The sequence below is a fragment of the Vibrio sp. GLN_1 genome, assembly GCF_043106015.1.
In the GTDB taxonomy this organism is placed as follows: Bacteria; Pseudomonadota; Gammaproteobacteria; order Enterobacterales; family Vibrionaceae; genus Vibrio; species Vibrio parahaemolyticus.
The window spans coordinates 110,714-134,412 of sequence record NZ_JBICMD010000034.1; the positions used below are offsets into that span (position 1 = coordinate 110,714).

Sequence of the window (23,699 nt, forward strand, 5' to 3'; positions counted from 1 at the left end):
TGTACGTTTAACTCGTCTTCTTTTGTAAAGTGGATTTAATGATGAACCAGCGTTAAACCGCTTGGTAAAGCATCACCGAAGACACGTTTTGATTCGCTTTCTGAAAGCTCTTTCACTTCTTCAACCAGCGATACCCACGACTCAGGTACTTTGCTCTGTTTGAGTTTTGTTAGAACTTGTTCCCGGTAGTCGTCAGAAATATCGAATAATCGGTCACCCGTCTTACGACAAATCATTACGGCTGCGAAAGCGATCATTGGTTCTTTCAGCCAATTTTGTTCCAAAAGCTTAGGTAACCATTGCTCAGCTTGTTCACGAGGAATGACGTTGTGCTGGCTGCCATAAAGCGGTGTGCGAGAAGCCAAACGTCCCATCGCCCACCAGTGTGCTTGTTCAAACTGGTTTTGGTTGATGGCTTTGCTTAAGAACCACGTCGCCAGCAGGACTTTATCTTCCACTTCTAGATGCTCCAGAGAGGCTGAAAGGCGCACCATGGATTCGTAACCCATCTCCTGAGCCGCTTTTGCTGACTGCGGATTTTTCATCGCGCCGGGATGCAGATATTTTGCGATGTCTGCCAAAATGGTTTCTTGTTGTTCTTGGCTTAGACCGCCCGCGATACGTCGCCAGAATACCCACCAGTCTGTCCAGCCTTGATGGTTTTTGAACTGAATGTTTTGTTGATACAGTCCCCAAACTTGCTCAATACGCCAAGAGTCGGTTGGATCGCCAAAGCCCGGACGCAGTGCAAAGCCAGCCAAACGAAGCCAGTTTTTCTCATGTTGTTCAGAGCGACGACGACGCTTACGACCCTGCGCAAAAGTATCGAAAAGTTGACGGAGTGTGGTGAAGTCCCATTCATCACGTTTGCCGAGTTTCTTCTCAAGATCTTTTGCTAAGGTTTTGATTTCTTTGCCTTCAGCACTTTTCTTGTTGCCGCTGTATAGACGAGCAATCAGCTCTTTACATTCGTTCAATCTTGGATGAAGCTGAATTTCCTCACCGTCATCGGCTTGTTTATTGCGAACTTCAAATTCCAGTTCCCAACGTTTGTTGTCGTCTTCGGCACTGACACACTCCATCTTAAGAGTGCCAACTTCTGTTAGTTGGCAAGCCAATTGCACTTCGACACGCTCTTTCTGGTTGGCTTGTAGCTCTGCACCTTCACCTTCAAGTGTGGTGATGTAAGGCGGTAGCGGAGCAAACAAGTCTGGGTCAACATCAATCATCACGCCGTTTTGAATCGCCGTGTTGTTGGTTAAGGTATCGTGGGTAGAAGTCAGCAGGTTAAAGCGGACTGGCTCTCCAAGAGTGAGCGAGAAACGACGACCGCTTAAACGGATCTCATGGCCTTCTTCTGTTCCTTTTGCAAGTAAACAGAGGGCTTTACCCATTTTGTTTTTTTCTTGTAGATGCAAGAAGTAAGAGCGTGCAGCGCCACCGCCAATTTTCAGTTGTGCGCCACGACGCGCTTTACCAAACGCAACAGCACCTAGTGCGACCGACCAATCTGGATGTGGGTTATCTAATACCGTAACTGGTGCGCCGCGCCAGTCAGAAAGTAGGGTAGTGACACGTTCAGTTACCAGATCACTGTTGAACACGCCACCGTTCAGCAATAAGCCAACTGGGATCGCGTTTTGTTTGTCGTTTTCAATGCCAAGAGCGGCGCGAGACACTTGCTGGTGCTGAGTTAAGAACTCGGCAACGTGCTTACTGACGGCTGGGTCAGCAACGTATGGAAGACCAAACTCGACAACCGCGCTGCGGCGTTTGTCTGGCACTTCACTGAAATCAGAAAGCGGGAAGAAACCATCCAATGCGATTTGGTGCACTTCTTGTTTGCTTAGAGCAATACTCTTTGTGCCCCCAAGCAGCTTAGAACCACTGCCTAGCATGGTGATCTTTACTTCGTCAGGTGCACTCGTTGAGAGCAGGTTTTCTTTGGCTTTACGAGTTTGCTGAATAAGCTTGGTTAGGCTTGCAGCAGTGAGTTTTTTGGTTTGACTGAAGCGACTTTCAGCAAGGTGCGCTAACGCTAAGTCGAGGTTATCGCCACCTAGCATTAAGTGTTCACCAACGCCAATACGATCAAGTGCTAAGTCGTCATGAGTGAACTTAGCTTCGATAAGACTTAAGTCTGTTGTACCACCACCTACATCACAAACAAGGATTAGCGGCAAATCTTTTAATTCATCAGCTGCGGTTTGCTGGTGGCGTGCGTACCAGTCATAACACACCGCCTGTGGCTCTTCGAGCAAGACTATTTTCTTCAAGCCAGCAAGCTCGGCGGCTTCAAGTGTCAGTTTACGCGCGGTTTCATCAAATGATGCCGGAACGGTGACAACTACGTCTTGGTCTTCGAGTTTGTTACTTGGATGACGGTAGTTCCATGCTTGACGAATGTGATTGAGGTAACTTGCGCTGGCAATAACTGGCGAGACTTTATCCACGTCTTGCGCACCAGCCCAAGGAAGAATGTCTGAGTTACGATCAACCGCTTGATGTGAGAGCCAGCTTTTCGCGCTGGATACCTGACGGCCTTCTACTTTCGCGCCTAATTCGCGAGCCCATTCACCAACGATTACATTGTTAATGTCGCCGGCAACAGGTTCGTTGTCCCAAGGAAGAGTGAGGTCAGAAGGGGAGATTTGACCTACAGCTGGATGATAGCGGAAAGAGGGCAGAAGTGGTTTACGAACGACTTCGCCCGGACCAATCAGTTGGTCAATGTCAAATAGGGATACTTCGGATTGTTCAAGGTTGTCGGTTATTTCACAGTAGGCCACCACAGTGTTTGTGGTGCCAAGGTCAATACCAACAAGAAAACGAGGAGATGCCATACAAAACCAAACCTTCGTGTATTTAAAAACGGCACCCGATTGGATGCCGTTTGACTTCTAATTATTGTTCTTCGTTTGAGTCACTTTTCGCGTCTTCGCGCACATCGAACTCAACATGCCATTTTTGCCCGTTATCTGCGGCGATGGCTTCTAAGTAAAGCGTGCCAAGCTCTGTGACGCGAGAAGCAAGAGTTACTGGAACCACTTCACCTTCACGACGACCTTCAGATACAGGCAGCGTTACTTGGATTTCTGGTAGCTCTTCAAGCTCTTCAGGTGCCCAGTAGTCAAGGTGAGTACCTGCTAGGTCATCACGACGAACGGTTGAGCCGAAGAATTGGAAGTTAACTGGCTGACCGATGATCAAACCAAACTCTTGGCTTGGTACGTCAACGCTTGAGCCTTCTTCCATGCCAAATGGTGCGACACAAAGTGCTTCCATTGGAGGCGCCATGCCCGGAATCGCAGGCATCGCACTTTCGATACCCACGTAGTACGCCGAAGCAATACCACCACGGATACGCACACCTTGACCACGACGCACAGAGCCGTAGTAAGCCGCACCGCTAGCAACCGCAAGGTCTAGATCCACACCTGTTAGGCGTTTCGCCATTTCTGCATCTGCTTCTAGTAGCCATTCGTTGATCGTGTCTTCTAGACGAGTTGCTAGAAGTTTCGATTTCAGAACACCACCGTTGAATAGGATTGCGGTTGGCTTGATGAAGTCAGCCGATTGCGCTGCATCCGCGCCAGGCATACCTGGCATGTTTGCAAATGGGTTGAAATCTTGAGCTTGCGCTGATTCACCGCCGCTTTGCGCGTGTGCTTGCTTAGACAAGAATGCTGCAATGTGGCGAGTAATACCCGCATCTTGTGCGTAAGGCAGACCCATTTGTGTTAGTGCACCACGGTTACGTTGAACAGGGTGGTCTGTAATCGCAACTTGAGGGAAGAAACCGTCAACTAATGTTTGTTGTACTTCTTCTTGAGTCAGTTCAGTTTTCAGCGTTGCACCAAGCAGTTTAGAACCGCGGCTTGGTACAACGATTGGCACTGACTGAAGCTCGCTGTCGTTCAATAGCGCTTCTTTAGCATCACGACATGCGTGCGTCATCGCCTGAACTTGCCATGGCTGTAGCTCTTTGCCTTCTTGCGCGAGCTTCATCTTCAAGCGGTACGCAAGTGCAAGGTCCATGTTGTCACCGCCAAGTAGGATATGTTCACCTACCGCGATACGATTCAAAGTTAGGTTGCCTTCGTCTTCTGTTACTTCAACTAAAGAAAGGTCGGTTGTACCACCACCGATATCGACCACAAGCACGATGTCGCCAACTTCAACTTCGTCGCGCCATTTGTCGTTGCTGTTATCAATCCAGTTGTAAAGCGCAGCTTGTGGCTCTTCTAGAAGCGTTAGGTGCACAAAACCAACGTTGCGTGCAGCTTCGGCTGTCAGGTCACGAGCCGCAGGATCGAAAGAAGCTGGAACCGTAATGGTAACGTCTTGATCGGCAAGGTTGTGGTTTGGATTCGCGTGATTCCAAGCGTCTTTTAGGTGCTCAAGGTATAGCTCGGTTGCGCGAAGAGGGGATACTTTTTCCACTTCTTCTGGGCTACCCGCAGGTAGGAATGCGTCACGACGGTTTACACCAGCGTGGCAAAGCCAAGATTTTGCACTAGCAACTAAACGAATTGGTGTTTTTGAACCTAGGTTACGAGCAATCGCACCAACCAGAGCTTTTGGCTCGCTCGACCATGGAAGAACGCGTGATTGCGGGTTCATTTCATGCTCATGCGGCTGGTATAGGAACGAGCCTAATTGGCTGCGAGTTTCTACAGTTCCCGGAGCTGTTAGCTGCGGGATAGGCATGACTTGTACACGAGCGTCTTCGTCTTGAGTATCAACGTAAGACATTACGCAGTGAGTGGTGCCTAAGTCGATACCAACACTGAATTTAGGAGACTGTTGCTCTTGCGCTGTCTCTTGAGAAAGGTTTTCTTGGTTCATGTGTTCCATTACAGCTCAACCTCAGCTGGAGCAATCACAGAAGCATCGTAGTTCTCAGCCAGTTTAGGCAGGTTCATAGACGTTGCCTTCCAACCTTTGTGAACTAGAGTGCCGTGGAACGGCGCGCTGCCTGTCACGTTACCAGTTAGGCGGATTTCTTGTGGGTTGAAGCCTTCTTCAACCGTAATACGAGTTTCTTCTTCTTCGTTACGAACGTGCGCAAGTGTCACGTAATCGCTCAATACTTTTTGACCGCCAGTGTGGATAACACGAGCCGCAGCGCCTACTTCTTCATCAGAGAACGAAGTTAGGTCTTCTTTCAAGAAGTCGATTAGACGCGCTTCTTGCTGCATGATAGAAAGCAGCTGCATTGCAGAATCAGTAGAAGCTGTTGCAAGTTTTGATTCAACTTCCACCACTTTTTCTACGACTTTCTCTACTTCTACAACCTTTTCCACTTCTACGATCTTCTCGACTGGCTTTTCAACCTCGACGATTTTCTCGACAGGTTTCTCTACCACTTTCTCAATCACTTTTGATTTGCGTGATACTGCGATCAGAAGAAGCAATACGCTCGAAGCCGCAAGGCCTGCGTGCAGCATATCGAACGTTTGAGGAATTAGGTTCAAATCAATGTTCATGACGTTTTTTCTCTTTCTATTGATTGCTCGGTGCTTAGTATTGGCTCAATTTATTGACTAAAAGCGATCGTCTTTGCGATCTTGCACCAAGTTTAGACATTAAAATGATGACGGATGGTAGCATATTCAAGGCCTAAGGCTGTAATAATTCGTGAATATACCGTACGATCAGCGTGAAAAATCAACGATTGGACTAAGCTTGGTAGGTTGCTGCTTGATGTTTATTCGCTGGTAACGCAGTATTTCCCTAAATACCGAAGTTTAACTTACGGAAATATCAGTAGACGAGATGACCACAAGCACTGCTCAAAAGAGCTTTATAAAGAGACACTCTGATTCCATTTCTGCTTTTGTAGCGGCGCTCCTCGTCACTGCAGGCGTAGTTGGTGTGGCCTACCAAATTCAGCAACGATATACCCTCGCTACTTTTGCAACCCTTGCAGATCGACAAGCTGAATCTCTAAAAGCAAATGTTGAAAATGATTTGAAATTTATCGGAGCGGGGGCCAATTTTTATCATTCTATAGACAGTTCTTATTGGTCAGCATTTCCCGTTTATGCAGAGCAGGTTATCAATAGCTCGCACAGTTTGATTGGTTTGCAGTGGATGCAACGAGTAGAGCGAGAAGATTTAGACGCGCACATTGCTAAAATGCGTCAAACATACCCAGATTACCAAATCTTTACCGTTCCAAAAGATCAGCCCAAAACCTTTGGCTATATTCTAGAAAACAACACTCCTGTTTACGTTGCAACGGACATCTACCCAAGAACCCAAGCCAACTTATCTTTACTTGGTTTTTACTTCTCTCGAAAGCGTTTTGATTTGATCTTTGACGACATCTCGACACACAAACGCGCAAATGTTTCCGATAAAGTTCGTCTGCTTCAAGACGGCTACGACAAATCCATCCCCAAATCGGGCTTGCTGGTGTATCACCCGGTCTTTGACTCCGAGAATAAAAACCTGTTGGGCGTGGTTACGGGTGTGATTCGTAGCACTGTTTATTTCGAAGAACTTATCACTAAGACAGCGACGGAACTTGAGATGTCGGTCAGAGTGGAAGATTTAGGTTTTGATGCCTCTGATGACCCGTTTTTGTTTCAAAGTGAAAACTGGGATCGGATCAGCGGTAAAGTGATCAGCCGAACGATTCAGCTGCCTAATCGACAATGGCGAATTGATTTCAAACTTTCAGATGCCGTGTCTGCTTGGGAGCGCTCCATTTTAACGGGAACGACCATCGCAGGTCTTCTGATTGCGTTTTTGATCAGCTACATCGTTAACTTACAGTCACGAGAAAAAGAACGTTTAGCCGAAATGCTTGATATTAAGACGGTTGAGCTAAAACGCATGGCCGAGTTAGACCCTCTGACGCAATTGTTGAACCGTCGTGTGTTTAACGACAATTTGCTCAATCAAATTAATAGCGGTAAACCGTTCTCTTTGGTTGGTTTCGATATTGACCACTTTAAAGTGATTAATGATAAGCACGGCCATTTGGCGGGTGATGAAGCGTTACTTCATGTCACGAAATTGGTTAATGCCAACTTAAATGCGGGTGACCGATTCTATCGTGCAGGTGGAGATGAGTTTTGTATTCTTTCCACGGTGACGGACGCAGAAGAGCTAGAAGCGTATCTTGAAAAATTACGCGGCATCGTGGCGAGCTCGTCATTTGACTATGAAGAGGCGTCTATAATTTGCACATTGAGTATTGGTGCGGTAGTTCATCACGACGAAGATCCGGAAAACTTGTACCACAAAATGGATGCTCAACTGTACTTAAGTAAGGAAAATGGCCGCAATACCGTGTCGATCGGTGATTAAATCAGCGCGCAAATTCGAGTTTTTCATAGTGTTGCGGTAGAATCGCACCCTTTCAAATTTACGCTAGGAACCAAGACAAGCTATGAACCATAACCGTATCGTCTGCTTCGATTTAGAAATGTGCTGCTGGAGCGAGAATGGCGTCGGCCGCACGGGAGAGATCATCGAAGTAGGGTTAGCTGAAATAGATTTGTCTAAAGGCGAGATCGTCAAGCGTGCTCAATACTACGTGAAGCCAGAACATGATGAAGTGTCACTGTTTTGTGCTGAACTGACGGGCATCACGCCGCGTAAAATCGAAAAGCAAGGCAGACCATTGGCCGAAGTAATCAAATCTATGATTAAGAACTTTGGTGGTCGCAACAAGATTTATGCTTCTTGGGGACGTGACGATGTCATTCTTCTTGAAGAGTGTAAACAAAAAGGTATTGAAGCGCCGTTTACGGAATTCATCAATCTCGCGACGCTGTACCGTATTCAAAACCGTTTAAAAGACAAGCGAATTGGCCACCGAGCTGCGCAAGAAGCAAAAGGCATTGAGTGGGAAGGGCGTCAGCATTCGGGCTATGTGGACGCGCACAACCTAGCGAAGCTTGCGCTCACCATGCTGTAATTAGTTCGTCATCCAATCATTGTTGTTTTGTCATGTATGTAGATTAGTGTAGAAGCTGTCAAACACATTCATACCTTGACCAGTATTTTAATAACAATGTCGTTGGCTGAAGAAAAAACGCGCGTAATGCGCGTTTTTTTATTGGTAGAAAATGAGCATTGAGCACAAGTTTTATTGTCACAGCGTTACTGTGATTGCAGTTTTGCTCGGATAAAATCGCTGTGGTCAACGTACAAGAGTTCTGCGGTTTTGCGAATTACGGCATCCTCAAGTGGGTCGATTTGTCCATCGGCATAAGCGACTTCCCACATGCTCTTAATCAAGTTGTAGCGAGTCTCTTGTGTGAGTTCTCGAAGCTGGGAAGTAAAATCGTACAAAGAGGTAGCGTCTTGCGTTTTTTCTTTTGCCTGAGCAAGTAATTGCTCCGATTCTTGCTCGTTTAACTCGAGCAACTTCATCAGTAAAGAACGCTTTGTGCTTTCTTCTTTTTCATCAATTAGATGATCCGCACCAGACACTTCACACAGCAGACATGCGATCGCCATGTTTGGCGACAGTGCATTGGTTTTGCTCAAATCCGAGCCGTCGATAAGTTGTTTGAACAACGAAGTAAGAGAATTAAACATAGTAAGCACCAAGCTGTTTTCTTTTAAGATGGTAATAGATACGGTAAATCTCAAGGTGTCCTATCAAATTTAGCACCGCACTGACAGGTTATTTTCCTTTATCTTCTGCGCGAGTTGGAGGGAAGTTAATCTCCTCTCCGTCGCTAGTCAGAATGCCGATGTGACTCGGTTTTCCTTCATCGTCCAAGCGTAACTCTCCGATAGCACTGTGATTAACCAAGCGATAAAAATTGTGAGTGCTTGGCGCGCGTTTGTAGATCTTCAAGCGTTTACGTTTCGTAAACCAGTTGAGTGGTGAACGCGGACTGTAAAGCATTCTGTCTAGACCATCGCAGATCGTGAGCAGTTGCGTAGGAAACTGGTTTTTAATGCCGCTACAGGTGATTTGATAAATATTCGGGCTGTTTTTTCGATAACGCAATTTGATGTCATAGGCGAACGAGTAGTGAACGTCACCAGACAAAATCACAAAGTTGGTTGGTGTTTTGGTATGCGTAAAAATACTGATGAGCGTATTGGCACTGCCCGGATGCGCCATCCAGTTTTCGGCATCGACCATCAACGGTTTGCCAAGCATTGTTACCACACGCTGCAAGGCTTCAATGAATTTCACACCAAACATGGGAGCGGCAGAAACAATAATCACTTTGTCTTGATGCACCAGCTCTTGGTGGAAGTCAATCATCGCTTCCCAATCCATCAAACCCGATGGTTTATTCATGCGAGATTCAGACCGCCAGCGGCGAGTTCGTGTGTCGAGTACCACGACCTTTGGTGAAGTAGGGATAGTATAATGCCATTCTTCGAAGCGATAGAGATGTTGAATAAAGGCATCTTGAGCTTGCGAAGAGGGAGCGTCGAAAAAGTGGTTCGCGTGTCGCCAAAACGTCTCGTTAAACTTTTCTGGCGCGTTTCCCCAGCCTTGGCAAAGCCAGTACGCGATCAAACTGTTGCCGATAATGCGTTTTGAGAAAGCGTTGCTGTAAGCCGCTTGTTCCCAGCCGATGGTTAAGTTCCAATCGTCGGTTACGTCGTGATCATCAAAGATCATATAGGTAGGAATGTGCGCGAGCAGTCTTTGTACCTTCGCCAAACCTGCAACAAAGTTATCGATTTGGACTTTTTCATCGCGCCATTGCTGTTGCCATTTTGGTTCGAGAGTTTTTCCACCAACCGTGAATGCAGTTTCCAGCAAGCGGTCGCGTTTGATTAGATCCCAAAGGGTAGGTGACCAAACTAGCAGATACATCGCAAAGCATTCAGCGAAACTGATCAGGTGGTTTTCACACTCTTTCGCACTAAAAATGGGTGTGCCACGATGAGGGAACAGCTTAGTTAACAAACTACCATCATCGACATAATGTGGCAGAAGCTTATCGCGTCCATAGTAGCAATCTGGGTGCTTATACAGTGCTTTTGTATCTGCAATGGGCGCTTGCTCAAATTGCTCGTCTGGTAATCCTAGTAGCTTAACGACTTGCTCAATGGCGTCCAAAGTCGGCCCCGCTACGTGGTCTGCATAAATTTGGTCACCACTCATGATCAGCATGTCTGGTCGCTCATCAACACGTAAGCTAGCGACCTTTTCGTCTGCAGTGACTAAAGTGTCTTTACTAAAATGGTGAGGATTTCGACAAGAGCCATGAAGAACGTAATCGGCTTTTTCGCTGATCACAAACTCCAATCCTTGATGTGGATGTTGGTCTTGTTCATAGTTCAGATGTGGCAACAGCTCAGTCAATAGACCATCTTGAGTTTGAATTTGGTAGCGAAGCGGTTGATGAGTTGGGTAATCACCTTTAATGGCGAGTAAGCTTACCCACGCTCTCTGACCTATTTGGAGCTGCTGAAGTTCATCAAGTGATTGTGATGTGTATGCGTTGTGAGTGCTTGCATCCATTATTTCAACCACGCCTTTAAGAGGCTTGGTCGTCACTAGCCAAATGTTGATTTCAGACGCGGTAACTTTGCGCAGGACAGGCCCGGCAATAACAAGAGGAAGGGGAGTAGGTTCAGTATTGGTCAACGTTGTTGGCAAAGCGCTTCCTTATGTATCTGATTCTTCTTCTAATACTTCGATGACTTGAGAGCTGCTAAGTTCATGCCCCATTAAGAACAAACCTAACATCGCATCCGCTTTTGATGCGTTGTCACTGTCTTCATCCAGAATTTGTTGCAGGCGAGTGCGGATCAAATCTATTTCATGATCGACAAAACCACGGCCTTCTTCGTCACCTTGTCCATCTTCAGGTGCGTTATCGAAGTGCAAAAACAGGAGCTCACCATCGAGCTTGGTATCCACTAATCTTTCAGGTAGCCACTCTTCTCCCATCACGATGTCTGGGTTGGAGTTAGACGGCAAATTATTGAGGATAGAGATAAGTTCTGATGCTTTCACGTTTACTTCGTTATGTTTAAGTTCAAGCTAAACCCATAAGTGGCTGCTTTTAATGATTTTTGATGACGACATGCCTAGATTACTGGCATAGTTCGTTGTTAGGTTAACAACGCACTGAGATTATGTTCATGCCAACGTATCAAAGTGCATGACGCGAACTGTCACGCACATGACAACGTTAAGTATTGTAACGGCTAATATCGAAAGAACATAAGCTTAATTCACTGATTTTCTCCATCAACTTTGATTAAAACCCATGAAGAGATTGAAACAAGCCACCATGATGCTTCCGCTCGCTGCGGCTGTATCAACGGCTTATGCAACAGATGAGCAAACGTGGGGCATTGCCGCCATGTATCGCACGGCCTCGATTCCTTTTTACACTGCTAACGATGACTCTACGGTGAGCACCTTCGTGCCGATGATGTTTTTTGAAAATGAACATTTGTACATTAACGGACTCGAGGGCGGCGCTTTTCTGTTTAACGAAGAGGATTCTGACTGGCGAGTGAGCGCGATTACGCGCCTTCGTTTTGTCGACATTCCTAAATCCGTTCAAAACGCGTTTGAAGGTGATCGCGTCGATTTTGGTGGCCAACTGCGTTATGACTTCAATGAAAACTGGCGCGCTGAAGTGGAATTGATGACGGATGACGAGTTTCAGTTCCACTCAAACTACAGAATTGCAGCAAATTACGAGCTGGGTGATTGGGAGTTCGAACCATCTTTTACCATCCGTTATAAGGACTCTGATTTCAACAGCGAGTATTACGCTTTCAAAGATGTGACAGGGGAAAGAATCGGTGCTGGCGCAGATGCTAATCTGGGCATCAAAGCGCGTTATCACGTGATTTCTAACCTCTATTTGTTGGGCGAAACCAGCGTGACGCGCTTAGACAACGAAGCTTACAAGAGTGGAATTGTCGAAGATCGTTACCAAGGTGAAGTGTTTGTCGGTTTCGGCTTCTTTAACGACAAAGGCAAAGAGCGAAAATCTGACCTTCACAATCGTCCATATTTGCGAATTGCGCACGGTTGGGCGACGCCTTCCAATATGGGCGACATTTTCAAGTTCAACGCTGAAAAGGATGAATACGATAATCAGCTCACTTCGTTTTTCTACGGACATCCGTTGACTGATGAACTGTTTGGTTTGCCTCTTGATATCTATTTAACGCCTGGTTTGGTTCACCATTGGTCGTCGGATGTTCAGTCGTCTAGTACCGAATACGTTATGGCGATTAAAGCGTATTACACCTTTAACTGGCCGACTCAATGGCGCTTTGGTGTTGCAGAAGGGATGTCTTACATCGACAACATCACCTATATCGAAGGTACAGAAATGGAAGAGAAGGGTTACACGCCAAGTAACTTGCTTAACTATCTGGACTTTTCATTGGATGTGAACGTCGGTGACCTGTTTAACCAAAAAGATTGGGAGAACATGTGGGTGGGGTATTCGTTACACCATCGCTCTGCGATCTTCGAAAACGCCTCTCAATTTGGCAGAATTAAAGGTGGAAGTAACTACAACACGATTTATTTCCAATACGAATTCTAAATACATTATTAAGCCCTGTAATCCTACAGGGCTTTTTATTATCCAATGATTGATAACAATTACTATTTTTATTCTTCTGTATTCTATTTTTGTATTTATATATTCAATTTAGATTAGTAAATATTATCTATTTTACCTAGCTCTGACCTATTCATATTTCATTAATAAAAAATCGTAAAATGAAATATAAGATTACGCATCGTGCCATTTATAAATTGATAGTGGTCAAACTTATTAACCATTAAATCTACAAGGATATCGATAGTGGTTTCTTGTCTGGCTTTAGTTGCTCAAGGCCTGATAAGTAAAGCTTGATTAATAGATCTTAGAAATGTCACTTTGACCTCAAAGTGTTTTAGATATTTTCAAATCATGCCTATTTTGGAAATACGATCTCTATATCTTATTTGTTTCTAATTAGTGTTCTTTCCCCACTTGTTATTAATTAAGCGCCACTCCCAATTTTAAATGCACTTAGGAAAAAACCATGAGTCAAAATGGTAAGTTTAATATTACTCGGCGTGATGCTTTAAAGGGCGGTTCTGCACTTGGCGCTTTAGCGTTAGCAGGAAACGCGCTTTCTCTCCCGTTTGCAACTAAAGCGGTTGCCAAAGAAACGCCAGCAAAACCTAATGAAAAAATTGTCTGGTCGGCATGTACCGTAAATTGTGGTTCTCGTTGTCCGCTTCGTATGCACGTGGTCGATGGTGAAATTAAATGGGTAGAAACCGATAACACGGGTGATGATGTGTATAACCACAATCATCAAGTTCGTGCTTGTTTGCGTGGTCGCTCTATGCGTCGCCGTGTTTACTCGCCAGACCGTTTGAAATACCCACTTCTTCGCGTTGGTAAACGTGGTGAAGGTAAGTTCAAACGTATTACTTGGGACGAAGCCTTTGATCTCATCGGTGACAACCTAAAACGCATCATTAAAGACTACGGTAATGACGCGGTTTACTTAAACTACGGTACGGGTACCTTGGGTGGTACGGTAACTAAGAGCTGGGATCCGAGCGCGACATTGGTTGCACGTATGATGAACCTGTGTGGTGGCTACCTGAACCACTATGGTGACTACTCAGCAGCGAACATTGAATGTATGTCTGAGTATTTCTACGGCACTTGGGTAGACAACAACTCGATTGACGACGTACAAAACGCAGATCTTTGTCTGATGTTTGGTAACAACCCAGCCGAGACGCGTATGTCGGGCGGTGGTCAAATCCACAACTACGTGGACGCAAAAAATATTAACCACACACGTACGATCTGTATCGACCCTCGTTACACCGATACTGCCGCTGGCCGTGAAGACCAATGGATTCCTATCAAACACGGTACCGATGCGGCTCTTGTCGCTGCTATCGCCCATGTATTGATCAGCGAAGATAAAGTCGACCAAGACTTCCTTGACCGCTACTGTGTGGGTTACGACCGTAAAAGTTTGCCAGCATCAGCGCCAGAAAATGGCAGCTACAAAGATTACATCATGGGCACAGGTCCGGATGGTATCGAGAAAACGCCAGAGTGGGCACAACCAATCACAGGTATTCCTGCTGATGTGATCTTGAAACTTGCGCGCGACATCGGCGATGCAAAACGCATTTACATCACGCAAGGTTGGGGTCTACAACGCTCAGCAAACGGTGAGCAAGCATGTAAAGCGATCATGATGCTGTCTCTGCTTCGTGGTCAGGTTGGTCTACAAGGTGGTGGTACTGGTGCTCGTGAGGGTAACCACTCTTACCCATTCCAACGCTTCCCGAAAGTGCCAAACCCAATCAGCGCTTCTATCCCAATGTTCCTTTGGACAGATGCGATTTTCCGTGGCACTGAGATGACCGATCTTACTGACGGCATCAAAGGTGTTCAGAAGCTGCAAAACAACATCAAGTTCATCTGGAACTACGCGGGTAACTGCCTGATTAACCAACACTCAGACATCAACCGCACACACGACATTCTTCAAGATGAAAAAGCGTGTGAAATGATTGTGGTGATCGACAACCACATGACGTCTTCTGCGAAGTATGCCGATATCGTACTGCCAGACTGTACAACGTCCGAGCAATCGGATTTCTGTATGGATGGTGCGGCAGCATCAATGCCTTATTTCATCTTTGCAAGCCAAGCGATTCAACCTCGTTTCGAATGTAAGCCAATCTACGACATCATGTCTGGTGTGGCGAAGCGTATGGGCGTGTTTGATGAGTTTACTGAAGGTCGCACGCAAGAAGAGTGGCTGCAATGGATGTACGCTCAGACCGTCAAACAAAACAACGATCCAAACCTGCCGTCTTACGATGAGATGAGAAAGCAGGGCATCTACAAGAAGCAATTCGACCGTCCACACGTGGCGTTTGAGGACTTCCGCCGTGACCCAGAAGCGAATCCATTGCCTTCGCCATCAGGTAAGATTGAGATCTACTCAGAGACCCTCGCGAAGATCAACGAAGAATGGGAACTGGATGAAGATGAATCCATCACACCATTGCCAGAATATGTTTCGACATTCAACGGCTGGGATTCGCCAGATCGTAAAGAGTTCCCACTTCAGCTAACGGGCTTCCACTACAAATCGCGCGCGCACTCAACGTACGGCAACGTGGACATCCTAAAAGCAGCAGCGCCACAAGAGCTTTGGATCAACCCGATTGATGCCGCTTCTCGCAACATCGACAACGGCGATTTGGTGAGTGTTCGTAGCAAGTTCGGTGAAATGAACGTTCGCGTAAAAGTGACCCCACGCATCATGCCGCATGTGGTTGGCTTAGGTGAGGGGGCATGGTACGCACCAAACGCAAAAGGTGTTGACCAAGCGGGTTCAATCAACGTACTGACGACACAACGTCCGAGCCCGTTGGCAAAATCGAACCCGAGCCATACCAACCTCGTTGAAGTGACGCTAATTAAGAAAATGGGGGCTAAATAATGAGCACAGCGAAGCAGTATGGCTTTTACATTGATTCAAGCAAATGTACTGGCTGCAAAACATGTCAGCTCTCTTGTAAAGACAACAAAGATCTGGGTATCGACCGTAACTTCCGTCGTGTTTACGAATATGTAGGCGGCAACTGGACAGAAGAAAACGGCGCGTTCCGTCAAAATGTGTTTGCGTACTACCTATCGATCTCTTGTAACCACTGTACTAACCCTGCGTGTACCAAGGTTTGTCCATCTGGTGCAATGCACAAGCGTGAAGAAGACGGCTTTGTCGTTGTCGATGAAAGCGTGTGTATCGGCTGTAAATCTTGTCACATGGCGTGTCCTTACGGCGCACCTCAATACAGTGAAGAAAAAGGTCACATGACCAAGTGTGATGGCTGTTACGAACGTGTCGCAGAAGGCTTAATGCCAGTGTGTGTTGATAGCTGCCCATTGCGTGCGATTGAGTTTGGTCCAATTGATGAACTACGCGCGAAATACGGTTCAAACGCGGATGTGGCACCACTGCCAGATTCTCGCATTACGAGCCCGAACCTGATCGTGAAGCTAAATCCAAATGGTCGCCCAACCAATGACCGCACGGGTTTCCTACAGAATCCAAGAGAGGTGAAATAATGTTATACGAAGCACCATTAGTTGCCTTTACGGTTCTTGCTCAAACCGCGGTTGGCGCGCACTTAACGGTTAATGCGTTCGAGAAATTCGGTAAGCCACCACGCGTGACAGAGCCTCGTATGAACATCGCTCGTTTCGCTATTTTGGTTGTAATGGGATTGGGTTTCTTGTTCTCAACCACGCACTTGGGTAGCCCACTTCGTGCCTTCAACGCATTAAACCGTGTTGGTAGTGCGGCGCTATCTAACGAGATCTTAACGGGTGCAAGTTTTCTGTCTTTAGCGGGTTTGTACTGGTTGCTGACGATTCTAAAAATCGGTAGCGAAGGCGTTCGCAAAATTGTGAACTGGTTGTCTATCGCGGTTGGCGTGATTTTCATGTTCGCGATGGCAAATGTTTACCAAATCGAAACGGTTCCAGCATGGTACTCACCAATGACAACGGTTGCGTTTTGGTTCACGGTTGTGACTTCGGGCCTGATGTTTGGTTACACGCTGATCAACGTATTGGACGTGACGGCTGAGAAAACTAACCGTCGCCTAATGTGGGCAGGTGTGAGTTTGATTGCGTTGAACCTAGCTTTCACAGTGATGCAAACCATTCACTTCGCAGGTATCTCAACCGCGATTCACAGTGGCTTAGATCAAATCACCATGCTATCTGGCTATGTTGCCGGTCATGTGCTGTTGCTTGTGGTTGCTGCTGCTCTTTGGGTATTCGCTGAGTTGTTTACCGCAGAAGGTCGTCAGAAGAATTTGCTGGTTATCGTGGCATTCGTTGCCTTGTTCGTTGCAGAGATTCTGGGTCGTAATGTGTTCTACGGTATGCACTTTACATCTGGTTTGTACTGATAACCGTTATTTGTGCTGATAACCATTATTTGTACTGATAACAATTAGCAGAGTGGGGCGAGTGTTCGTCCCACCTCTATTCCGTTTCATTTAATCGAAGAATAAAAACACCAGTAATCAAAGGTACTTCATGCAAATTTCTCAACTTGAACCACAAGATACCAGCATCGTTCTTAAGCTGTTTGGTGCACTGTTTTACTACCAGCCTAAAGATTATCCAGCGGCAAATCTCGATACGTTGCTGAGCAATACAGATACGCCAATCGAAGCGCTTAATGACATGTTACGCAGCTTCCAAAACGAGAGCGAAGAGGCACTGCAAATGGAGCACGATCGCATGTTTGCTGGTATTGGTGAGATGCCAGCGCCACCTTGGGGTTCGGCTTATCTAGATAAAGAAGCGGTGTTGTTTGGTGAATCAACCATTGAATATCGTTACTTTTTGCAGCGTTGTGGTTTTTCTTTGGAATCTGACCAACGTGAACCAGAAGATCAAATTGGCTTGATGCTGATGGTGTTAGGCATGTTGATTGAAACTGAACAGCAAAAACTGGCGGCTGAAATGCTACGCGAACACTTGATGACATGGTTTGGCTTTTTCAATAAGCGCTTCAAAAAAGCGGTGACTCTCACGCCTTACTCAAAACTGTCGAACCTTACTGAAGAATTACTTCAATCTTTGAGTGAGCAATACCAAGTCGTTGTGCCTGCAAAGAGAGATTACTCGGATGCGCCAGTCTGAATCGGTTGATCTAAGCAAGCGGCGTTTGTTTTCGTTCCGTCGTGCGCCAGTTGAACAAGCTCAAGAGCCTCGTGTTAAAGCGAGACCTCCGTATGCGCTGGAAGAATCGATGTTCACGCGTCTGTGTGATGGATGCGGTAAGTGCGCTTCGGCATGTCCAAGCCAAATCATTGAAATGGTCGATGGCGTGGCCGCGTTAGACATCAGCTACTCAGCATGTGATTTATGCGGTGAGTGTAAGTCGGCGTGTCCTACATTGGCGCTTTCAAACCAAACAGAGTCTACAGGCTTGATTGCAACTATCTCGAACAGCTGCGAAAACTTATACGGTTATTGCGGCAGTTGCGAGGACAGTTGCCCTTACGATGCATTGCAATGGCAAGACGATGCCAAACCCAAAATTGATGCTGCCAAATGCAAAGGTTGTGGGCAATGTGCGCAAAGCTGTTACACCAGCATGATCAGCTTTGACTTAAAACGATAAAAAAGGGATTGGCGTAAACCAATCCCTTTTCGTTTGTATTCTTTTTGTCGTTGAAGTTATGCCATTGTGGAAAGTTGGCTTTGCGCTTCTGAAATGCCTTTCGATGCCGCATCCTCACCCATGTTTAGCGCCTCTGCGTAAACAAATTCCACATCAGTGATTCCTACAAAACCCAGTACAGTGCGTAGGTATGGCGTCACGTTGTCGGTTGGTGAATCTTTATGGATACCACCGCGCGTCGTTACTACGATCGCTTTCTTACCTTCAATCAAACCTTGAACGCCGTTTTCTGTGTATTTGAATGTCACGCCTGCACGAGCAATCAAATCAATCCAGTTTTTAAGCTGAGTCGGAATGGTGAAGTTGTACATTGGTGCAGCTATAACCAAAGTGTCTGCGGCCTTTACTTCTTCAATCAAGGTATCAGACAAGTCGACAACCGCTTGTTGTTCTTGTGAAAGATCTTCCGTTGCGCGAAGTGCAGTGGCAACGGCGAAGTCCAAAACTGGCAGTGGGTTTGCAGCCAAATCACGAACGGTCAGTTTGTCTTGGTCTACATTTTTGATGAAGTCTTCAACCAATTTGTTTGATTGAGAGTAATCGCCAAGGATGCTTGATTTTAGAGCTAGTACACGAGACATAATGGTTATTCCTTAAATAAGTGCTTTCGACTATGGGAGCCATTATAATTAAGGTAAGTGAGTTCAAAAGCCTAGCGATTCGCTTAACATGTTCGAAAAAATTGAATGAGCTTTCGGTTATCTTGTTGCAGACCTTGTGTGATACAATCCGCGCAGTTTTTGTAATGAAAAGAATAGGAAACGCTTTGACTTCGTCACAGCCCCCAAAAAAGACTCCCGCTGAAGAGCAAGCGACACCGTCAAATGGTGCGCAAAAGGCGACAGCGAAACAAGCTCAAACACCTCAGGCTCAAGTGAATAGCGCGGCATCTCTGCGTAAAGCACTGAATCAGTGCATGATGCGCGACCGTTTTCGTTTGAGTAAAAGAATCTCTGGTGCAAGCAAAATTAAGAAGGACGCAGCGCGTAACGCTGTGTTTGATGAAATCGCATTAGACATTGCTAAATCGATGATGGTTGCGGAACAACGCAGCAGCTATAAGCCAACGATTGAATACCCAGAAATCCTGCCAGTCAGCCAAAAACGCGACGACATTGCGAAAGCGATTGAAGAAAACCAAGTGGTTATCGTTGCGGGTGAAACCGGCTCAGGTAAAACCACTCAGCTACCAAAAATCTGTGCTGAGCTTGGTCGCGGTAAGTTTGGTCTGATTGGCCACACTCAGCCTCGTCGTCTTGCGGCGCGTTCGGTTGCGAACCGTATTGCCGAAGAGATGGAAACCAAACTGGGTGAGTTTGTTGGTTACAAGGTTCGATTCAACGATCAGATCTCTGAAAACACCCAAATCAAATTGATGACAGACGGTATCTTGCTGGCTGAGATTCAGCATGACCGTTTCTTGAATCAATACGACACCATCATTATCGATGAAGCGCACGAGCGCAGCCTAAACATCGATTTCATCTTGGGTTACTTGAAAGAGTTGCTACCACGTCGTCCTGATTTGAAAGTGATCATCACGTCGGCAACCATCGACCCAGAGCGTTTTTCAAAACACTTCAACAATGCACCAATTATTGAAGTGTCTGGTCGTACTTACCCAGTAGAAACTCGTTACAGACCATTAAGCGGTGATGACGATAATGATCGTGACCAGCTTGAAGGTATTTTCGAAGCGGTCGACGAACTGTGTGATGAAGGTCTAGGTGACATCCTGATCTTCATGAACGGTGAGCGTGAAATCCGTGATACCGCTGATGCTTTGTCTAAACGCAATCTGAAGAGCACAGAAATCGTGCCGCTTTACGCGCGTTTGTCAGCGGGTGAGCAGAACAAGATTTTCCAACCTCATGCTGGTCGACGCATTGTACTGGCAACCAACGTTGCCGAAACCTCGTTGACGGTTCCGGGCATCAAATACGTGATCGATCCGGGTACGGCGCGTATTAGCCGTTACAGTTACCGTACTAAAGTACAGCGCCTTCCAATTGAGCCAATTTCTCAGGCGAGCGCGAACCAACGTAAAGGTCGTTGTGGTCGTGTGGAAGAGGGTATCTGTATCCGTCTGTACTCAGAGGAAGATTTTGAGTCACGTCCGGAGTTTACCGATCCTGAGATCCTGCGTACTAACCTAGCATCGGTTATCTTGCAGATGACGGCACTTGGCTTGGGCGACATTCAAGCGTTTCCATTTGTGGAAGCGCCGGATAAACGCAACATCCAAGACGGTGTTCGCTTGTTGGAAGAGCTTGGTGCGATTAACGCCGAAGCGAAGGACGCGAAAAAACGCTTAACCAGCATTGGTCGCCAATTGGCTCGCTTGCCTATCGACCCGCGTCTCGCACGTATGGTTTTGGAAGCGCCAAAATATGGTGCTCTAAAAGAAGTGATGATCATCGCAGCGGCATTGTCGATTCAAGATCCGCGTGAGCGCCCTTCAGACAAACAACAATCGTCAGATGATAAACATCGTCGTTTCTTCCATGAAGAGTCGGATTTCCTGACATTTGTGAACTTGTGGGATTACATCCAGAAGCAGCAGAAAGCGTTGACAGGTAACCAATTCCGCAAACAATGTAAGCAAGATTACTTGAACTACTTGCGAGTACGTGAGTGGCAAGATGTGTACTTCCAGATTCACCAATCTATGCGTGAAATGGAATTCAAACTTAACGATGAGCCTGCGTCTTACCATGGCGTACACAGTGCGATTCTGGTTGGTTTGTTGTCGCACATTGGTATGAAAGACCAAGAGAAGAATGAATACCAAGGCGCGCGTAACGCTCGTTTTCATATCTTCCCGGCATCGGGGCTGTTCAAGAAGCAACCTAAGTGGATCATGTCGGCTGAGCTGGTGGAAACCTCGAAACTTTGGGGTCGTATCATCGCCAAGATTCAACCGGAGTGGATCGAGCCATTAGCCAAGCACCTTATCAAGCGCAGTTACAGCGAACCGCATTGGTCGAAGAAACGCGCGGCGGTGATGGCGCATGAAAAAGTCATGCTTTACGGCGTGCCAATTGTACCGAAGCGTTTGGTGAACTACGGCAGTATCGATCCAACCGTCAGTCGTGAGCTATTCATTCGTAGTGCGCTGGTGGAAGGTGAGTGGGAAACTAAGCACGCGTTTTTCAAGCAAAACCGTAAGCTTCTTCAAGAAGTGGAAGAACTTGAACATAAATCTCGTCGCCGTGACATCTTGGTCGATGACGATGAACTGTTTGATTTCTACGACCAACGCGTTGGCACTGAAGTGGTCTCTGGTAAACACTTCGATACGTGGTGGAAGAAAGCATCGAAAGACAACAAAGAGCTGCTGAACTTCGAGAAAGAGATGCTGTTCAAGGGCGATGCAAGCCACGTAACCGATTTGGATTACCCGAACTTCTGGCACCAAAACAACCTGAAACTTAAGCTGAGTTACCAGTTTGAACCGGGTGATGATAGTGACGGTGTAACCGTGCACTTGCCGTTGCCGGTTTTAAACCAAGTCGAACCAGCAGGTTTTGACTGGCAGATCCCGGGGTTACGCCATGAGCTTGTGGTGAGTTTGATTAAGTCTCTACCGAAGACAATTCGTAAGAACTTTGTGCCTGCACCGAACTATGCTGATGCGTTTTTAGCACGCGTAACACCAATGGAAGCGCCACTGCTGGACTCGCTAGAAAAAGAACTGCGTCGTATGACGGGCGTAGAAGTGCTGCGTGAAGATTGGAACTTAGAACAAGTGCCTGAGCACTTGAAAGTCACGTTCCGCGCGGTTGATCATCGAAATCGCAAGCTGAAGGAAAACAAAGACCTTCATGAACTGAAAGAAAGCTTGAAAGATAAAGTTCAAGAAACGCTTTCCAAAGTCGCGGATGACGATATCGAACAACAAGGCCTGCATACGTGGAGCTTTGGCGAACTGCCGAAAGTGTATCAACAAAAACGTGGCGGCTACGATGTAAAAGCGTATCCGGCGCTTGTTGATACTAAAGACAGCGTTGAAATCAAACTCTACGAAACTGAATTTGAGCAGATCACCGCAATGCGCGCTGGTCAGCGTCGCTTAATTTTGTTGAACGTACCGTCGCCAATTAAATATTTGCACGCAAACTTGCCGAACAAATCGAAGCTGGGTCTGTACTTTAACCCTTACGGCAAAGTGCTTGATCTGATTGATGACTGTATTGCCTGTGGTGTCGATAAGCTTATTGAAGAGCAGGGCGGTTTGGTTTGGGAGCCTGAGAAGTTTGAAGCGTTGAAAGAACACGTTCGCGCTGAACTGGGTGATACCGTGGTAGAAATTGCCAAACAGGTAGAAACCATTCTTACGACGGCTTTCAACATCAACAAAAAGCTGAAAGGCAAGATTGATTTCACCATGGCGTTTGCGTTGTCGGACATCAAAGCGCAAATCGAAAGCTTGATTTTTAAAGGCTTTGCAACGGAATGTGGCTGGAAACGTCTGCCTGATATTCTTCGCTACATGCGTGCAATTGAGCGCCGCATGGAGAAATTGCCGATCGATCCGAACAAAGACCGTTTGCACATGCTTAAAGTGGAATCTGTCACCAAGGATTACAAAGAGTTGCTGAATAAGATCCCGAAAGGGATGGTGATTCCAGAAAATGTGAAAGAAATCCGCTGGATGATTGAGGAGCTTCGAGTGAGCTACTTTGCTCAACAATTAGGCACACCATATCCAGTTTCTGATAAACGAATCAAAAACGCGATTGATGCTTGTTAATCAACAAGTAAAATGGCGCTGTGGTTTGTTGTAAACGATGAAGAAGTTACTGGTACAGTAATTGCTAGTAACTTGTCACGTGTTGTTTTTAGTTCTCGGGAGGCAATGGTTCGCCTCCCTTGTATTTGCAGTACCAACGTCTGATTTGCAAGACGTGGGGAATAATAAAGAGTAAAGGTAGATGATGAAAAAAACTCTATTAGCAGTGGCGCTACTTGGCGCATCTTCTGCGGCAATGGCAGATTCTTGGATTTACGGCGGTGCAACTGTTGGTCAATCTGACTACAAAGGCGAGACAGATACGTCTTACTCTGTGCACGTAGGTACAGGTATTCTACCTATCATCGGTATTGAAGCGGGTGTAACTCAACACGGTGAGTTCAACGTAAACGGCCAAGATACTAAGCTGACTTCTTACTACGCTGCACTTAAGCCAAGCATCGATTTTGGCCCACTGCACGTTTACGCGAAAGGTGGTATCCACCAGTGGGATAAGAAAGTAAAAGGCGGCAAAGACGATGATGATTTCGATCTAATGTACGGTGTAGGCGCTGAGTACTTCATTTTTGGTCCAATGTCTGTTGGTGCTAGCTACATGAACTACACAGCGGGCAAAGACGACATCGGTACGTTCTCTGTTAACGCGACATTGCACTTCCTATAATCATCCATTCAAGATGATGAAAATTCTGAACACCGGCATTGCGCCGGTGTTTTTTTGTCTATT

Annotated in this window: 17 protein-coding genes; 10 read left to right on the forward strand and 7 right to left on the reverse strand. The window is 46.3% G+C overall.

What is annotated here, in order from left to right; all coding sequences use genetic code 11:
• Positions 1-35 precede the first annotated feature (35 nt).
• The 3 genes from ACF8OV_RS14230 to ACF8OV_RS14240 all read right to left on the reverse strand — a co-directional run bounded on the left by ACF8OV_RS14230 (position 36) and on the right by ACF8OV_RS14240 (position 5,489).
• Entirely contained in the window at positions 36-2,843 is a 2,808-nt protein-coding gene (locus ACF8OV_RS14230; protein ID WP_203505069.1) for an Hsp70 family protein, read from the reverse strand.
• A gap of 61 nt (positions 2,844-2,904) precedes the next feature.
• A complete protein-coding gene (locus ACF8OV_RS14235; RefSeq protein WP_025626298.1) occupies positions 2,905-4,857 on the reverse strand; it encodes an Hsp70 family protein in 1,953 nt (650 codons plus the stop codon).
• Positions 4,857-5,489, reverse strand: coding sequence for a DUF2760 domain-containing protein (locus tag ACF8OV_RS14240; protein WP_086483451.1), 633 nt, complete (start codon positions 5,487-5,489; stop codon positions 4,857-4,859). The genes ACF8OV_RS14235 and ACF8OV_RS14240 overlap by 1 nt, the downstream gene beginning before the upstream one ends.
• A gap of 289 nt (positions 5,490-5,778) precedes the next feature.
• Here ACF8OV_RS14240 and ACF8OV_RS14245 point away from each other — a divergent pair, with 289 nt between their 5' ends.
• Positions 5,779-7,320 carry a sensor domain-containing diguanylate cyclase gene (locus ACF8OV_RS14245; RefSeq protein ID WP_203505068.1) on the forward strand — a complete coding sequence of 514 codons (1,542 nt, stop codon included), beginning with the start codon at positions 5,779-5,781 and terminating at the stop codon, positions 7,318-7,320.
• A gap of 82 nt (positions 7,321-7,402) precedes the next feature.
• Positions 7,403-7,933: a 3'-5' exonuclease gene (locus tag ACF8OV_RS14250; protein WP_005454828.1), complete on the forward strand. Its 531-nt coding sequence runs from the start codon at positions 7,403-7,405 to the stop codon at positions 7,931-7,933.
• Positions 7,934-8,118: 185 nt separating this feature from the next.
• Here the strand turns inward: ACF8OV_RS14250 and ACF8OV_RS14255 are convergent, their stop codons facing one another.
• From ACF8OV_RS14255 to ACF8OV_RS14265, 3 genes are all read right to left on the reverse strand, one after another.
• Positions 8,119-8,559 carry a TerB family tellurite resistance protein gene (locus ACF8OV_RS14255; protein WP_005454910.1) on the reverse strand — a complete coding sequence of 147 codons (441 nt, stop codon included), beginning with the start codon at positions 8,557-8,559 and terminating at the stop codon, positions 8,119-8,121.
• A gap of 88 nt (positions 8,560-8,647) precedes the next feature.
• On the reverse strand, positions 8,648-10,597 hold the full coding sequence (locus ACF8OV_RS14260) for an alkaline phosphatase D family protein (protein WP_203505066.1): 1,950 nt from the start codon (positions 10,595-10,597) through the stop codon (positions 8,648-8,650).
• A 9-nt stretch (positions 10,598-10,606) separates the two neighbouring features.
• Entirely contained in the window at positions 10,607-10,957 is a 351-nt protein-coding gene (locus ACF8OV_RS14265) for a hypothetical protein (protein ID WP_015296697.1), read from the reverse strand.
• 280 nt (positions 10,958-11,237) lie between these two features.
• On the opposite strand from ACF8OV_RS14265, the gene ACF8OV_RS14270 reads away from it, so the two are divergent.
• The 6 genes from ACF8OV_RS14270 (at position 11,238) to ACF8OV_RS14295 (ending at position 18,159) form a co-directional block, all read left to right on the forward strand.
• Positions 11,238-12,518: a MipA/OmpV family protein gene (locus ACF8OV_RS14270; protein WP_224067100.1), complete on the forward strand. Its 1,281-nt coding sequence runs from the start codon at positions 11,238-11,240 to the stop codon at positions 12,516-12,518.
• A gap of 487 nt (positions 12,519-13,005) precedes the next feature.
• Positions 13,006-15,453, forward strand: a complete 2,448-nt coding sequence (locus tag ACF8OV_RS14275) for a DmsA/YnfE/YnfF family dimethyl sulfoxide reductase (RefSeq protein WP_203505064.1) — start codon at positions 13,006-13,008, stop codon at positions 15,451-15,453.
• Positions 15,453-16,082 carry a DMSO/selenate family reductase complex B subunit gene (locus ACF8OV_RS14280; protein ID WP_005433785.1) on the forward strand — a complete coding sequence of 210 codons (630 nt, stop codon included), beginning with the start codon at positions 15,453-15,455 and terminating at the stop codon, positions 16,080-16,082. The genes ACF8OV_RS14275 and ACF8OV_RS14280 overlap by 1 nt, the downstream gene beginning before the upstream one ends.
• Positions 16,082-16,933, forward strand: a complete 852-nt coding sequence (locus tag ACF8OV_RS14285; RefSeq protein ID WP_017448508.1) for a DmsC/YnfH family molybdoenzyme membrane anchor subunit — start codon at positions 16,082-16,084, stop codon at positions 16,931-16,933. Before ACF8OV_RS14280 ends, ACF8OV_RS14285 begins: the two co-directional genes overlap by 1 nt.
• A gap of 130 nt (positions 16,934-17,063) precedes the next feature.
• Positions 17,064-17,675, forward strand: a complete 612-nt coding sequence (locus ACF8OV_RS14290; protein ID WP_005454964.1) for a molecular chaperone — start codon at positions 17,064-17,066, stop codon at positions 17,673-17,675.
• A complete protein-coding gene (locus tag ACF8OV_RS14295; RefSeq protein ID WP_020903796.1) occupies positions 17,662-18,159 on the forward strand; it encodes a 4Fe-4S binding protein in 498 nt (165 codons plus the stop codon). The genes ACF8OV_RS14290 and ACF8OV_RS14295 overlap by 14 nt, the downstream gene beginning before the upstream one ends.
• A 56-nt stretch (positions 18,160-18,215) precedes the next feature.
• Here ACF8OV_RS14295 and ACF8OV_RS14300 read toward each other — a convergent pair whose 3' ends face one another.
• Positions 18,216-18,800, reverse strand: coding sequence for an FMN-dependent NADH-azoreductase (locus ACF8OV_RS14300; RefSeq protein ID WP_025574099.1), 585 nt, complete (start codon positions 18,798-18,800; stop codon positions 18,216-18,218).
• A 185-nt stretch (positions 18,801-18,985) separates the two neighbouring features.
• Here ACF8OV_RS14300 and hrpA point away from each other — a divergent pair, with 185 nt between their 5' ends.
• Positions 18,986-22,972: an ATP-dependent RNA helicase HrpA gene (gene hrpA, locus ACF8OV_RS14305; protein ID WP_180801095.1), complete on the forward strand. Its 3,987-nt coding sequence runs from the start codon at positions 18,986-18,988 to the stop codon at positions 22,970-22,972.
• A 184-nt stretch (positions 22,973-23,156) separates the two neighbouring features.
• Positions 23,157-23,636, forward strand: coding sequence for an outer membrane beta-barrel protein (locus ACF8OV_RS14310; RefSeq protein ID WP_005483427.1), 480 nt, complete (start codon positions 23,157-23,159; stop codon positions 23,634-23,636).
• Positions 23,637-23,699 lie beyond the last annotated feature (63 nt).

Coding starts and splice junctions, on each gene's coding strand:
- ACF8OV_RS14275 (WP_203505064.1), top strand. CDS start 13,006: ATGAGTCAAAATGGTAAGTTTAATATTACTCGGCGTGATGCTTTAAAG.
- ACF8OV_RS14235 (WP_025626298.1), bottom strand. CDS start 4,857: ATGGAACACATGAACCAAGAAAACCTTTCTCAAGAGACAGCGCAAGAG.
- ACF8OV_RS14310 (WP_005483427.1), top strand. CDS start 23,157: ATGAAAAAAACTCTATTAGCAGTGGCGCTACTTGGCGCATCTTCTGCG.
- ACF8OV_RS14255 (WP_005454910.1), bottom strand. CDS start 8,559: ATGTTTAATTCTCTTACTTCGTTGTTCAAACAACTTATCGACGGCTCG.
- ACF8OV_RS14300 (WP_025574099.1), bottom strand. CDS start 18,800: ATGTCTCGTGTACTAGCTCTAAAATCAAGCATCCTTGGCGATTACTCT.
- ACF8OV_RS14280 (WP_005433785.1), top strand. CDS start 15,453: ATGAGCACAGCGAAGCAGTATGGCTTTTACATTGATTCAAGCAAATGT.
- ACF8OV_RS14250 (WP_005454828.1), top strand. CDS start 7,403: ATGAACCATAACCGTATCGTCTGCTTCGATTTAGAAATGTGCTGCTGG.
- ACF8OV_RS14290 (WP_005454964.1), top strand. CDS start 17,064: ATGCAAATTTCTCAACTTGAACCACAAGATACCAGCATCGTTCTTAAG.
- ACF8OV_RS14240 (WP_086483451.1), bottom strand. CDS start 5,489: ATGAACATTGATTTGAACCTAATTCCTCAAACGTTCGATATGCTGCAC.
- ACF8OV_RS14295 (WP_020903796.1), top strand. CDS start 17,662: ATGCGCCAGTCTGAATCGGTTGATCTAAGCAAGCGGCGTTTGTTTTCG.
- ACF8OV_RS14245 (WP_203505068.1), top strand. CDS start 5,779: ATGACCACAAGCACTGCTCAAAAGAGCTTTATAAAGAGACACTCTGAT.
- ACF8OV_RS14270 (WP_224067100.1), top strand. CDS start 11,238: ATGATGCTTCCGCTCGCTGCGGCTGTATCAACGGCTTATGCAACAGAT.
- ACF8OV_RS14285 (WP_017448508.1), top strand. CDS start 16,082: ATGTTATACGAAGCACCATTAGTTGCCTTTACGGTTCTTGCTCAAACC.
- ACF8OV_RS14230 (WP_203505069.1), bottom strand. CDS start 2,843: ATGGCATCTCCTCGTTTTCTTGTTGGTATTGACCTTGGCACCACAAAC.